Raw genomic sequence first — 14355 nt, forward strand, 5'->3', positions numbered from 1 at the left:
CTTATCTATATTAAGAGCATTCACTATGAGCCAATTTGTAAAAGCGGTTTTATTTGATCTCGATGGGACATTAATCGATACGGCTGCTGATTTTGTCCGTATTATCGGTAAAATGAGCCGCGAAAATGATTGGCAAGCACCCCCTGAAACAGAAATTCGCGAGCAAGTTTCTGCTGGTGCCTCAGCGATGGTACAGTTGATGCTACGTCATAACGATCAAATTGAGGTTAGCGAAGAAGCTTTGCAGGAGTTTCGCCAACAGTTTTTAGATGATTATGAAGCTGAGATATGCGTCGATAGTTGTGTGTTCGCTGAATTAGAAGATGTGTTGACTGCTCTTGAAGAAAAAGGGGTGCCATGGGGTATTGTGACCAACAAGCCGCGTTATCTGGCAGAGAAGTTACTAGACAAAATGCAGTTAGACAGGCGCTGTTCTGCTTTGGTCTGTCCTGATGATGTGTCTCGCTCAAAACCTGACCCAGAGCCTATGTATGCGGCGTTAGAGAAGCTTGGTATCCCTCGCGGCGCCGCTGAAAGCGTGATTTATGTTGGCGATCATATCCGTGACATTGAAGCTGGCAACGCGGCTGGCATGCCGACGATTCTAGCTGCTTATGGTTATATTCCGCCTGAAGATCAAAAAAACCTGAAGAAATGGGGTGCAGATTATATTACTGATACGCCTGAGCAATTAAATAAACTGTTGCTCTCTTCTGGTAAATTTGACTATTTATAAATAAAATTATAAATCGAGTTCGCCACACTCTGTGTTTTTAAAGAAATACGATAAATACTTAGCATCCCAACTATTAAACGATAAGCAGTGAGCAATGCCATGAGTGACAATATTAACCAGTCAGCTAGTCAGCAAGACCACCAAAAAACCGTTCAAAGTCTAACTCAACCGTTAACTCATAACGATATTCGCAACTTTGTACCATCTGATAATTGTTTAGACGGTAAGACTATTTTGGTCACAGGTGCAGGTGATGGTATCGGCCGCGTTGCCGCGCTGACTTATGCTCGCTATGGAGCGACAGTCCTGTTATTGGGACGTACCAGCAGCAAGCTTGAATATGTTTATGATGAGATTGAAAGTCTTGGCGGCAAACAGCCTGCCATGCTACCGATGAATTTAGAAGGAGCAACTTATGCTGAGATGCAGCAGTTAGAGGGGTTGATTAATAAAGAAGTCGGTCAGCTCGATGGTATCTTGCACAATGCGGGTATGCTTGGGCAGCTAACCCCACTTGAGATGTATGACGTCGATACTTTTGCACAAGTTATGAAGGTTAATTTTACCTCGACGTTTATGCTTACCCAAGCGCTGCTACCACTACTTAAAGATGCTGAGAATGGCTCTATTATTTTCACCTCTAGCACGGTCGGTACACATCCTCGCGCATTCTGGGGTGCTTATGCGCTGTCCAAGCAAGCCGTAGAAGGCATGAGTGATATCTTTACCCAAGAGACGCAGAATACGACTAATTTACGTTTTAACTGTGTCAATCCTGGTGGCACTCGTACCAATATGCGCGCCCATGCTTATCCAGGAGAGAGTCCTATGAGCTTAAAAACGCCTGAAGATATCATGGCAGGCTATGTTTGTCTGATGAGTGATGCCAGTATCGGGGTACGCGGGCAAGTGGTTGAGCTACAGCCAAAAGATTAGCCATGTGATTTTTTGCTAGAAAATGTCATTATTTAGCGCATTTATTCGCATACTTTCAGATTGAGGCATGCTCTAGTAGGTTGCAATTAATTATAAACAACCCCATCTATTTGTTATTAAAGCGATTTGTAATATCTGATTATCGTAAGTAGGATGAAGTTATGGCAGGTGGTTGGTCAAGAGATGGTGCTGAGCATGAGCAAATGGATGCAACGGTAAATGATGCATTAGAGCGGGCAAGACGTGCGTTGCCAACTGGCATCAGTGCCGAGATGTGTGATGAATGCGGCAAGCCTATTCCAGAAGCACGGCGGTTAGCAGTGCCTGGTATTCAGCATTGCGTCAGCTGTCAGACAGAACTTGAACAAGAGGCGAGAGCCGCCGAGTTGTTTAACCGGCGCGGTAGCAAAGACAGCCAATTACGTTAAAAAAGAAAAAGGGCAGACATTGCTATCTCGAACAGCAATGTCTGCCCTTTTTTTGTCTATTACTATATAACCAGTGCCATTAGTTCACGGTCGCAGGTATCCCAATCGATAGAAGGTAGCGTCTCTATAGAAGATAAAAATGCTGTCCTATCTTTTTCTTCTGAGCGGTCGCTTTCTACCGCTGTATCGTTGTCGTTATTAGCATTTGCCTCCAACTGTAATATAATCTCTAGCCGACTATCAACTTGTGCGCTGACCGTACTGGTGGTTAAGCTGTCAGGGGTAAAATTGATTTGTAGCCAGCCATCAGACGTATGAACCACACCTTTGATACGTTGCCAGTTCGGTAGCGCTAATAACCAACTCTGTAACTCATCCGCTTTTAATATGTAGTGCGCTGGCAGTCGCCAACCCGCCAACTGTAACTCTTGCTGTTTCTCATGATAACGATAAGGTAGCTCAATATCTGTGTCGGTCTGCGAATCATCTTTGTTTGTAAAAGCGTTGGATGACAAGGTGGTCGATATCGATAGGGCATTACTCTGTGGTTGCAAGCTAGTAATCGATTTTTGAGGGTGAACAATATTGACTGTGCGTTGTTTCGAGATAACCTGACTGGGCTTGGTTAGCTGAGTTTTCAACTCTGACACGCTTGATTCTGATAAAAGAATATTGGATGAGTCATTTGTATCATGAGATATCTGCTCAGATGCTGCCCAAATAATTTTTACCTGTGCATTGAGCTTGGCTATCCATTGTTGCAGTGCTTGTTTTTCGCTATCGCTTAATTGAGCATAGCGATTAATGACTAACACATCGGCATCACGGACATGCGCTTGAAAACCGTCATGATGACGATATTTGTCTTGCTGCCATTGTACGCCACTCAATACCGTTATTACTGCTTGCATATTGAGCGCTGTTTGCCAATGCGGTGCACTGAGTTGCATGATAAGCTCACGTGGATGAGCAAGCCCTGTAGGTTCGATGAGCAACCGCTGTGGATGATGCTCACTAAGTAGCCGACTGATAGCAATTTGTAATGGCAGCTGACTGGTACAACAAATACAGCCACCACTGACTTCGCGTATCGCAATATTATCTTGCGCGCTTGCCAGCAGCGCACCATCAATACCGATACGACCAAACTCATTGATTAGTAATGCCCAGCGCTCATCGGCAGGTTTGATAGCAAGCAGCTGATTAATCACTGTGGTCTTGCCAGCACCCAAAAACCCTGTCACCAAGGTGCAGGGTATGTTTTGGAAAATAATAGGTTTTTTCACAGAGACACTCATCATATAGGCCGTATTTGTGAGTAATCAAACACGGCCTATATTAAAAGGAAATGATATTAGCGTGTGTCCTCAATTCAATCGATAATCGAAATTTTCAAAATGAGGACACACATAGTCAAAAGTTACTCACTTTTAACGGTTTCTACTTCAGCTTCGTCAGGAACGAATACGTAGCCTACACCCCAAACGGTTTGGATGTAACGCGCTTGTGACGGGTTGTCTTCAATCAAACGACGCAAACGTGATACCTGTACGTCGATAGAACGCTCCATCGCACCCCATTCACGACCACGCGCAAGGTTCATTAGTTTGTCACGGGTTAATGGCTCACGTGGATGCTGCACCAGTGCTTTTAGCACCGAAAATTCACCTGTCGTCAAAGTGACCACATTGCCGTCACGTTTAAGCGTACGTGTCGATAAATCAAGCGTCCACGGTCCAAACTCAACCACTTCAAGCTGATGGCTTGGTGCGCCAGGCAGCTCGCGATTTTGACGACGTAATACCGCTTTGATACGAGCCAATAGCTCTTTTGGATTAAATGGTTTTGGCAGATAATCATCTGCGCCCGCTTCTAGACCAGCGATACGATCGGCATCACCACCTTTGGCTGTCAGCACAATGATAGGAATGTCACCATTGTCTTCACGTAGACGCTTACAGATACTGATGCCGTCTTCGCCTGGCAGCATCAAATCGAGTACCACCAACGAGAAAAGCTCACGCTGTAACAGTTTGTCCATTTGACTACCATCATGAGCGGTACGAACGACAAAACCGTCGTCTTCTAGAAAGCGCTGTAATAAAGAGCGCAAGCGTGCATCGTCATCAACGACTAAAATTCGTTGAGTTAAGGTATCAGGGCTGTTATTTTCAGACATACAGGCATCCTCTTATAAAAATTATTATTAGTAGAAATTATCGTTAACAGTCAAGGCTAAAGGTTATATAGTTAAAATGATATAAAGAAAATACGGTGTCAGGCACGTTGAGTCTACTATTTATAGTAGACTCAACGTGCTGTCCTCATCGCTAAATTATCTTGAATCGACTATACAAAAAAACCTGAGCAAAAAAACTGTCTTTATTCAATGAGTGGTCAAAAGTAAAGGTCCGTCTCAATCCATCATAAATTTGAATACTATTGTTCAATGCGTCAGCGCGTACCAATATTTGCGCCTTCGATACTTTAGTGTATAAGATTGCACCACTAATTGCATCACCCATCAGGACAAATGCTGTATGCGTTTGTTTAACAAAGCGACAGAACCTATGATATGAGACGATTTTCGTCATAAAACTAGCGATAAATAACGAAAAGATAAAAAGGATTTTTATTCATGCAGCTTTTGCTATAATGCAAAACTACATTTCTCAACGATTGATACGTCTATGAGTAGCACTGATACCTTAACGCCATCTCAAACCTCGACAAATGCACAGGTTTTGGATGCAACCACACACGCGAATATTCACGACAAGCTTGCTCGCGCGCTTGGCATTAAGACTGCTCAAGTCAATGCGTTTGTCAAACTTTACGATGAAGGCGCGACCGTTCCATTTATTGCCCGTTACCGTAAAGAAAAGACGCAGAATCTTGACGATGCGCAATTGCGAGCTCTAGAGAAGTCACTCAATTATGAGCGTGACATGGCCACCCGTCGCCTTAAAATTACTGAGCTGCTCAGCACGCAGGGCAATTTGACCGACGAGCTACAGGCGCGTATTGATAATGCGACGTCGAAACTTGAGCTTGAAGACATCTATTTGCCATATCGTCCACGCCGCCGCTCACCAGCTGCTAAAGCACGCGCTGCCGGTCTTGATGTGGCAGCACAAGCGGTCTTAACGCAAGAGATTACGCCAACTGACGCATTAGCAGACTATCAAGCTCAATCGAGCATTACCGATGATAGCGGTAATGAGATTGAAGTCGACTTCAGCGATATCGACAAGCAATTGGCAGGCGTACAAGCCATCATCGTTGATGAGTGGACGCAAGCGTTGGATTTACTCGATAATCTGCGTAGTGGCTTCGCCAAAACAGCCAGTATCGTCTCAGCTGTTGCCAGTGAAGAAAAACGCGAAGTTGGCGAAAAATTCAAAGACTACTTTGAACATAGTGAAAGCTTGGCGCGTCTGCCTAATCATCGTTTATTAGCGATGCTACGCGGTCGCCAAGAAAACGTTTTGGGTTTAAAAATCGAAGGCGAAGATACACCCTTTATTGAAAAAATTGTTAAGCACTTTGAGATTGATGCCAAAGCGCCAGCAGAACGTCAAGAATTTCTGACAGAAGCGGCGACCAGCTTATGGAAAGAGAAATGGCGTCCGCATATTGAGCATCGTTTATTGACAGAAAAGCGTCTAACCGCTGAAGCCGATGCGATTGATGTATTTGCCAATAACTTACAGCATTTACTCATGTCAGCACCTGCTGGCCGTAAAGTGATTTTAGGTGTCGATCCGGGTATTCGTCATGGCGTTAAAATGGCGATTGTCGATGCCCAAGGTCATGTGATGTTAGACAGCGAAGACAAGCCAGTTGTTGCAACCGTTTATCCGTTTGCTCCTGATAATAAGATGGACGAAGCTAAAAAAGTCATTGATGAATTATTAAGCACTTATAATGTTGATTTAGTGGCTATCGGCAACGGTACGGCGAGCCGCGAAACAGATGCGATGATTAAAGAGATTTTGGCCGCCAACTCTGAGTTAAAAGCCAAAGCCGTTATCGTGAATGAATCAGGCGCGTCAGTTTATTCTGCCAGTGAGCTTGCGAGTGATGAGTTGGCTAATTTAGATGTCTCTGTACGCGGTGCGGTTTCTATCGCGCGTCGCTTGCAAGATCCATTGTCAGAATTGGTTAAGGTTGACCCAAAAGCGATCGGCGTTGGTCAATATCAACATGATGTTAACCAAACTCAATTAGCAGATAGCCTAGACAAAGTCACACAAGACAGCGTAAACGCCGTTGGCGTTGATGTGAATACCGCAAGCCCCGCTATCTTGGCGCATATTGCAGGTTTGAATAAAAACGTCGCCCAGCAAATCGTTACCTACCGCAAAGAGCATGGTGCTTTTGACAGTCGTGAATCATTGAAAAATGTCCCACGCTTAGGCGCTAAGACCTTTGAGCAAGCAGCAGGCTTCTTGCGTATCCATGGTGGTAGTAATCCCCTTGATGCCACTGGTGTGCATCCAGAAAGCTATGCGCTGGTCGATAGCTTATTGGCACAAACTGGTAAAGCATTGCCAGAAGTCATCGGCAATGACGGCGTACTAAATACGATAGATAGCACTGCACTGGCTGCTAATGATGACAATATTAGTGTAACTGCTATCATCGAGGAGCTAGTCAAACCAGCACGCGACCCACGTCCTGAATTTAAGACTGCTAACTTCCGTGAAGACGTTAACAGTATTAAAGACTTGAGCGAGGGCATGCAGCTTGAAGGCGTAGTGACTAATGTTACAGCCTTTGGTTGCTTCGTTGATGTTGGCGTCCATCAGGACGGTTTGGTACATATCTCTCAGATGGCCAACGACTTCGTTGCAGACCCGATGAATCGCGTCAAGCCGGGCGATATCGTCTCGGTACGTGTCATCTCTATCGATGAAAAACGTGGTCGTATTGGCTTTAGTATGAAGCCAGAATCTGAAAAGCCTGCGCGCCCAGCAGCGAAATCGGCTGAAAGTACTGGTAATGATGAGAAAGTCAGTCGTCCACGTAGCGATCATACAAATAGCAAACGCCCAAACAGTAGCCGTCCAGCGACTGATAAGCGCCCGTCGAAATCTCGCGGTAATCGTCAGGATAAAGACAATGCTAATAACGATCGTAGCAAAGCGCCAAGGGCTGATAAAGCAGAAGCACCTAGCAAAATGGGTACGTTTGGGGCGCTGTTACAGGAAGCTGGCGTGACTAAAACCAAAAAATAGTTAATATCAATAGTGATAAAAAAGGCAGCCATTAGGCTGCCTTTTTTATGGAATGTATCTAAAAATAGAAATTGTTAATGAACACTAATAACTACTCAAAACTTAACTCGCTGAATAACCTCTTCTGCGTGATTTCAGTTAACAGCGGGGTTCATATCGTACTTTATTTCATATTCTATAATTCTTCTGTGGCTTCTTCAGCTTCTTGTAATTCTTCTTGTGTGTCTAACGAGTCTTCTTCTTGCATCGCTTCTTCAGAATCTTGAATCAGCTCTTGCTCGGCAGCCATTGCTTCTTGCTCAGCTTGAAGCTCAGTAGTCATCGGCTGTTGCTCAGCACTGTTGTTAACGCTTGCTCTTGAGATAATCTGTGTCTCACTAATCTGAAATGGGCTAGACTGATTGTCTGCTGATGCATTATTTGTATTGTCACCTTCCGTCTCAAGTGTGGTGGCGGTAGCCGCTGCTTGCACATCTACTGCCGCAGTATCAGCAGGTGCTGCCATAGCCAAACTTGGGATAGTGAGCGCAGCGCCGATCAGTAGCGATAAAGATAGAGTACTTTTTTTCATTAATCAATTCCTTAATTTACAATCTTATAATGTCAGCTTAAAAAATTTCAAACTTGACGCTTATGTTGCTAACTGCTGTATACAGCAGTTGCATATCACACATTCATTTAGTAATTCAAATCTATATATTTAATATATCTAACATTTAATTGATAGACAAAATAAAATCATGATAACCATTAAGAGACTATCATGATGGATTTGGATAAAGAGCTTTATAAGCTGACCTAAATCAGTGATAAAAATCTAAAGGGGAGAATACCAACTAAACAAGCGTTAGTTCAGTAGTCCATAGATTAAAATTCTAACAGACGGATGTTAGCAGGTGACTTTGTGCAACTATTGTATGGTTATTGTCAGATAGGAAAATAGCATTGTTTTCTACTTTCCTATCTCTAATTCTTATAACAATGATGTCTCAATGAATCTTGTTCGTTTATATTTCATTAGAGTCTTATTCAATAACGATATACTTGCCAGTGTTTGGATCAACGACGCGTTGTTGAGTGCTGCTACTAGGAACACGAATGACTGGGAAGGTTTGGTTGATTTCAGTATTGTCGATGACATCCGCATCTGCTTCTTCACCAACGATTACAGTACGGTTAGCCTCGTCTTCGATAGCAATGGCTGTACCTGACGCTGTGTTTACTCGCTTGATTTGATCTTTCGGCACAATGATGACTTCTTTGACACTATATTTAGTAGGGCGGATAACACGTGTGGTTTCAACGATGACAGGCTCTACAAGGCGATCTTCGATAATCGCGAGTTGTGCTTCTGGTGCTGTAGCTTCTTTTGTTTCGCTCATAATAGGCGTTGGAAACTTGGCACCAAAGTGGTTATCGCACTGCTGCATGCTTAAACGTACTGGATTGCCAGCTTTATCCATATAGACGTTGACAGGCATATCAGCGGCGATAGGGACGTATTTCCCAACCAATGCACCCGAAACACCATAGCGACCATTTGACTGCCCAACCCCTAAATCACAAGCACCTGCTGAGTAATCACTGGCTGTTAAGTTGTTTGCATTGACCATTGTTTGAGGAATCATTACTTCAGACAAACGCATTTTTTTGACAGTTGCTTCACCTGCTTGGCGCTTTGGGTTTTGATAAGTATAAGGGGTATAAAATTTGGCCGAACCGTCTTTGACAGCGGTGACACACTCCTCATAACTGTCATAGCCAACATTGCCGTGGCTATCGGTAGTCATAGCGGCGTTAGCAGAGCTTGCAAACATAGCAAGACCAGATGTCATCACAGCAGCGGTTAATATATTGATTTTCATTGTTATGTCCTTTTAATTAGATTGAAGTCTATTGATTTATTTCAAATTTATGATAAATAAGTAAAACTTAATTTTTATTAATATGATTTTTATTGCACTAGAAAATTACTCTGACGCGTTTAAAGTCTAAATGAAATGTTAATGAGCCAATTATTCGTTTCAAAGCTGCTATGTAATATGGGGTAAAAAGATATGGGGTAAAAAGTTGCCTAACCTTTTTTATCCTACGTCATTCACTGCAATATGGCTGTGACATTACTCTAGAAATGTGTAGCTTAATGTGTTAAAAAGGCAAGAAGTGCCAATATTATTTACTAAAGAATCACGTTATTATTATTTATTAACAATCGCTCAAAAAATTGCAATCTGAATAATGAGAAAGAATAGGCAATAAAAAACCGTATCTCGTTGCTAAGATACGGTCATTACTTAGATATTAAGAAGTAGATTGCTTCGATTTATAAATGGGTAATCTTACGAATCGACAACTTCAAAACTAAGACCCGCATGCTCTTCTAAACGCGCCAGTAGATGATTACCCATGGCAGAGGCTGGCGTCCAAAAACCACCACCGACTTCTTCTTTGCTAATATCTTGTGCTAAGCATAACGCTGCTTGCGCTAGCATACGCGAGGTACTGCCGTAACCTGGATCTTTGTCACCCGTTACTTTCGTATGGATGGTGTCTTTATTAGCCGTTGTCCCAAAGAGGCGAATGTCAAAGTAGCCGTTTGCTTGCTCTTCTGCAGACGGACCAGAACCTGACTTGGGTAGCACGTGCTTAGCTAATAATTCACGGCTCGGTTTGACCATCATAGCAGTGGCAAATCCAAACAAGCCGGCGCTCATTGCATAGCTTGATAATTGACCTTTCACACCATCTTGCATCCACATTGCTTCGTCATATTTAAAGTCACGACCATATTCATAGCCAAGCAATTGGTTGGTGCGATGCACGATACGGGTATTGATACTGGCCATGACAAAAGGCGCAAGCCAGCGTTTGTGCTCACTATCGTATTCTGGCTTACTGACATTAGCTTGGCGCACGTTTGGCGCATCTTTGTCATCATTGAGTAGATAAGGATTTGCTACCTGCTTACGACGTGACTTGTCCTTTCCAACTTCTTCAAAAATAGTCGCCATCGAGGCAATGGTGCCACCTGATAGACCGCCTTTCGCCGCTTTGACACGCATATGAATCACATCACAAGCGCGACCAAATTTCTCTTCTGCTTGGGTTTGGGTAAAGTAGACGCCCAAATCCGATGGAATAGAATCAAAGCCACACGAGTTGACAATACGAGCGCCGCTTTGCTTTGCCGCGTCCTGATACTTGTCCATCATGTCTTTGATGAAAATGGCTTCACCGGTGAGGTCGACATAATCTGTCCCATGAGTGGTACAAGATTTGATCAACGGCTCACCGTATTTGAGATAAGGACCGACGGTTGAAATGATGACTTGGGTTTGTTTGGTCATCTCATCAAGGCTGTCCGCATCGTCACTATTAGCAAGAATAATATCGACAGTGCTGCCAAGTTTAGATTGCAATTCGTTCAGTTTTGCTTCATCACGCCCAGCAATCGCCCACGTGACATCGGCGCCATCTTTGTCTTTAGTATTAGATAGAAACTCTGTTAAATAGTGTGCTGTAATTTGACCAACAAAGCTGGTTGCACCATATAAGACGACCGCGTAAGGGCGCTTTTCATCGCTGCGCTGTCGTGTATTGTTCGAGGTATCCGTATTGGTATTGGTATCCATATTTATTATCCTTAATAGCTATTTTGATGAGTTGTGTGACGTTTAAAATTTGTTGCCATTTAACAGTCAGAGTTTGAGGTCTGATTTTTTGATAGCAATCAGGTTAACTATAGATATAAGTCATGACTAAATGAGTCATGACTTATATCTGCCTGAAAAAGATATATTAAAGTATTTTTGACCAGTAAAAATGACTTGTAAGTTACTGTTTATAGCAGATTATATGATGGAAATGTTGACGGCTAAGTAATAACTAACCATCTATACACATAACTCCCATAAAGGGATGAAAAAAAGGTTCGATGTTAAGATTTGCTACAAAGGTTACATAACCTACCGATATCATTACCAAAATGAACGTTTTCTAAAGATAAATATTGCTAATCTATGGTCGTAAGCAGTATTAATGATTAAAAAATTAATAAATATCAAAAAAACAAAAAGTAAAGAAAAAGGAATCTTAGAGAGAGCAAGGTACTCATTAATAATAGTAGTTATTTCTTATTAATAATTGTCCATTGCATCAATCTAAATATCTGGTTTTCTAATAATAATTTTTAAGGAGAAGGTTATGTTTCGCTGGGCTATTATTTTTGCCGTGATCGCACTGTTAGCAAGTTTATTGGGTTTTGGCGGTGTCGCAGGATTGTCTGCTAATTTGGCATATATTTTCTTAGCAGTCGCTGTTATTTTATTTATTGTGGCATTTGTAAGCCGCAAGATGTAATCAATACCTGTAGATTGTTAAATAAAAAAGTCCTCAATTGAGGACTTTTTTTGGTATTTAAGAATGTATTTACTAATGAAAAATTTTTATAAACATTATAAAAAAACACATTACTATAAACGTTTCGGCTGAACAATGTGTTCCATCCGTTTAGCCAGACGAATATCATGGCTGGTTATACCGCCAGTATCGCCAGTAGTCAAGCGCACCTCTACCACGTTATACGTGTTGCGCCATTCGGGATGGTGCTCGAGCGCTTCCGCATGGAACGCGGCTTGATTCATAAAGCTTATGGCTTCGATGAAATCGCTAAAGTGATATGTTTTTACGATAGCATTGCCCTCGCGCTGCCAACCGGGCAATTCCTCTAACTGCAAATTTACTTGCTTATCAGATAAACTACTCATATTAATCACCTTTATTATTATGTTGATTTGGTTTATTAAAAACTATATCAGGCACTACATTGTAGCTGTCAGAGCTATTGTACGAAACTTCAATCCTCTTTTTCAGCTATATCATTGACGCTATTACATCACTGTAAAGACCTTTTGTTCTATCTGCATTATAGGTCAGAAAACCCGCCTATATTTGCTATCTTGCCATATATTCAAAGATAAATATACAAGGGCAGATAGCAAATAAATAGGAGGGTAGTAGCGTATTAACGCTTCAATTTTATTAGCCAAGCTGAACCATAATAAATGCTTAAAATACTTCTAAATAAATCGTGATGCTTATTAGTATGCTGCATTTTCTATGGCTCATCGCTAAAGAGTGGACTATAGCAAGTCTTGGTAATCAGGATGTTTGCTGATATATGACGAGACAAATGAGCACTGTGGTATCACTTTTTTATTCTGTTCACGAGCATAGTTGAGGGCATGCTTGACCAATGCTGAACCAATACCGCGCCCGCCTAGCTCATGAGGCACGATAGTATGATCATAAACTAATGTATCGTCACGCTCTTGATAGCTAATATAGCCAGTATAACCGTCAATAGAGGTTTCAAAGCGTTTAGCCTGTTCATCATGGGTGATGGTTAGTTTTTGTTCAGAGCTTTGATTTTTCATGGATATTCTCCGTTATTATTGATTATTATCATTAAATATTATTGGTTTTCTTTAGTATTGATCAAGCGTATTTTTAAATAAAAAAAGCTTGAATGACCGAATAGATTATTCACTAAAGTATGAGTCCTTTCGATTCACATTTATAGTTCTTTAGCGTAAGAGTCGATAGAGTAAATGTTAAGACTAAAGGGGTCTACCAGTGATCTCCATATGAGCTGCATATCAAGCATAAAATAAGGCTTGGCGCATGACAGGGGGAAGATACTTACCCAATCCACGTATAGCGGGCAGCTCTTTTGGTCTTTCTGTTACGGCATGATTTGTTTCAGCGATTGACGTAGTTTGTGATTGCAAATAAGACTGCCATTCTTCAGCACTTGGCTTGCTAAAGTGGCGGATACGTCCCAGCATTTGCCGGAATTGTGTACCAAAGCGCCCAGTATTATAGGGTAGATTGTACTTGCGGCATATCGCCTGTAATTGTGGTGCGATACGAGCATAGTGACTGGCTGGCATATCAGGGAAGATATGATGTTCGATTTGATGCGATAAATTACCCGTCAAAATATGAAACAGCTTACTGCCTTGAATATTGCTGGAGCCAAGAATTTGACGCACATACCAGTCGCCTTTAGTCTCATCGGCATCGAGATGGGTATAGATATGGGCTTGTTCGGTAAAGTGTCCACAGAATATTACCGCCCATGTCCACAGATTACGAGCGATATTGGCAGTAACATTACCGCTCAGTGTAGTCATAGCACTACGCCGACCTAATGTCAGCCCTGCTAACGTGGGTAGTACAATATGATCTTTGCCTACTTGCCGTGCGATTTTGGCGAATAATGCGCGAGATTTCTGTTGCATGGTTTGGTGTCTATCAGGGGAGTCTGCGTATTCGTCGACACTGATTTGAATATCATGAAAGGCGACCGCCCACTCAAAACCTAGAGCCAATACCGCTGTTTTCAACATATTATGGCGGTCGCTTGGCGTCCAAGGTTGCTCATCAGTCACGCGAATTAAGTGATAGCCAACATCATGGTCACGACCAACGATATTGGTAAAAGTATGATGCAAGTAATTATGAGAGTGTTGCCACAATGGGGCAGGACAGACAATGTCCCAATCAAACTTTTGGCTGTTGAGATACGGGTGCTGCATCCAGTCATACTGACCATGCATGACATTATGCCCAAGCTCCATATTGTTTAGAATTTTGCTGAGACTCAGTAGTGAGGTACCCAATAACCAAGTCGCGACAATTTTACGTTTTGACTGCAGGCATCCAGCCGCTGCCAGTAAGCCACGCGCTGTCATTTCACTATAGACTACCGCGGCATACACTCGTTTAATGTATCGTGCGTCATCACTACCTAACGAATCCATCACGCTTCGGTAAAGCACATTTAATTCATGAGCGAGGGCATCAGATTGCGCCTTTGGTAAGGGCGCTCCTGTCAACGTTGGGTAGCGAGTCAACTGCTTTGCTTTCTGCTGTTTTGCATCAGTTAGTGGGGTCAAAACGGGTACAGCAGATTGTGCCATAGTGACGGGTGGTAGCAAGCGCATAAATAATC

Annotated in this window: 13 protein-coding genes; 5 read left to right on the top strand and 8 right to left on the bottom strand. The window is 42.5% G+C overall.

Translation table 11 applies throughout. From position 1 onward, the window contains the following. The first annotated feature begins 25 nt into the window (after nucleotides 1-25). From C8D84_RS05550 to C8D84_RS05560, 3 genes are all read left to right on the top strand, one after another. Complete coding sequence (locus C8D84_RS05550) at nucleotides 26-736, top strand: HAD family hydrolase (protein ID WP_109590670.1); 711 nt, start codon at nucleotides 26-28, stop codon at nucleotides 734-736. A 99-nt stretch (nucleotides 737-835) separates the two neighbouring features. Beyond that, nucleotides 836-1672 (top strand): YciK family oxidoreductase, encoded by an 837-nt coding sequence (locus C8D84_RS05555; protein WP_109590762.1) that lies wholly within the window; start codon nucleotides 836-838, stop codon nucleotides 1670-1672. A 161-nt stretch (nucleotides 1673-1833) separates the two neighbouring features. Beyond that, entirely contained in the window at nucleotides 1834-2100 is a 267-nt protein-coding gene (locus C8D84_RS05560) for a DksA/TraR family C4-type zinc finger protein (protein WP_045443167.1), read from the top strand. Between the two features lie 62 nt (nucleotides 2101-2162). Here the strand turns inward: C8D84_RS05560 and C8D84_RS05565 are convergent, their stop codons facing one another. Together C8D84_RS05565 and ompR are read right to left on the bottom strand one after the other, a co-directional pair. Continuing rightward, complete coding sequence (locus C8D84_RS05565; protein WP_201554980.1) at nucleotides 2163-3398, bottom strand: CobW family GTP-binding protein; 1236 nt, start codon at nucleotides 3396-3398, stop codon at nucleotides 2163-2165. Between the two features lie 122 nt (nucleotides 3399-3520). Next, nucleotides 3521-4279, bottom strand: a complete 759-nt coding sequence (gene ompR, locus C8D84_RS05570; RefSeq protein ID WP_109590674.1) for an osmolarity response regulator transcription factor OmpR — start codon at nucleotides 4277-4279, stop codon at nucleotides 3521-3523. A gap of 511 nt (nucleotides 4280-4790) precedes the next feature. On the opposite strand from ompR, the gene C8D84_RS05575 reads away from it, so the two are divergent. Next, nucleotides 4791-7340 carry a Tex family protein gene (locus C8D84_RS05575; RefSeq protein WP_109590676.1) on the top strand — a complete coding sequence of 850 codons (2550 nt, stop codon included), beginning with the start codon at nucleotides 4791-4793 and terminating at the stop codon, nucleotides 7338-7340. A gap of 175 nt (nucleotides 7341-7515) precedes the next feature. Here C8D84_RS05575 and C8D84_RS05580 read toward each other — a convergent pair whose 3' ends face one another. The 3 genes from C8D84_RS05580 to C8D84_RS05590 all read right to left on the bottom strand — a co-directional run bounded on the left by C8D84_RS05580 (nucleotide 7516) and on the right by C8D84_RS05590 (nucleotide 10972). Then, complete coding sequence (locus C8D84_RS05580) at nucleotides 7516-7911, bottom strand: hypothetical protein (RefSeq protein ID WP_109590678.1); 396 nt, start codon at nucleotides 7909-7911, stop codon at nucleotides 7516-7518. A gap of 454 nt (nucleotides 7912-8365) precedes the next feature. Further along, nucleotides 8366-9205: a hypothetical protein gene (locus C8D84_RS05585; RefSeq protein WP_109590680.1), complete on the bottom strand. Its 840-nt coding sequence runs from the start codon at nucleotides 9203-9205 to the stop codon at nucleotides 8366-8368. A gap of 474 nt (nucleotides 9206-9679) precedes the next feature. After that, a complete protein-coding gene (locus C8D84_RS05590; RefSeq protein WP_109590682.1) occupies nucleotides 9680-10972 on the bottom strand; it encodes a saccharopine dehydrogenase family protein in 1293 nt (430 codons plus the stop codon). Nucleotides 10973-11543: 571 nt separating this feature from the next. Between C8D84_RS05590 and C8D84_RS05595 the strand changes: the two genes are divergently transcribed. Then, nucleotides 11544-11699: a DUF1328 domain-containing protein gene (locus C8D84_RS05595; protein ID WP_021814049.1), complete on the top strand. Its 156-nt coding sequence runs from the start codon at nucleotides 11544-11546 to the stop codon at nucleotides 11697-11699. Nucleotides 11700-11812: 113 nt separating this feature from the next. Here the strand turns inward: C8D84_RS05595 and C8D84_RS05600 are convergent, their stop codons facing one another. From C8D84_RS05600 to C8D84_RS05610, 3 genes are all read right to left on the bottom strand, one after another. After that, nucleotides 11813-12106 (bottom strand): 4a-hydroxytetrahydrobiopterin dehydratase, encoded by a 294-nt coding sequence (locus tag C8D84_RS05600; RefSeq protein WP_055123632.1) that lies wholly within the window; start codon nucleotides 12104-12106, stop codon nucleotides 11813-11815. Nucleotides 12107-12481: 375 nt separating this feature from the next. After that, nucleotides 12482-12775 (bottom strand): GNAT family N-acetyltransferase, encoded by a 294-nt coding sequence (locus C8D84_RS05605; protein ID WP_109590685.1) that lies wholly within the window; start codon nucleotides 12773-12775, stop codon nucleotides 12482-12484. 222 nt (nucleotides 12776-12997) lie between these two features. Then, nucleotides 12998-14347, bottom strand: coding sequence for a fatty acid desaturase family protein (locus C8D84_RS05610; RefSeq protein WP_109590687.1), 1350 nt, complete (start codon nucleotides 14345-14347; stop codon nucleotides 12998-13000). Nucleotides 14348-14355 lie beyond the last annotated feature (8 nt).

Origin of the sequence: Psychrobacter immobilis, assembly GCF_003148585.1 — a bacterium.
Lineage (GTDB): Bacteria > Pseudomonadota > Gammaproteobacteria > Pseudomonadales > Moraxellaceae > Psychrobacter > Psychrobacter immobilis.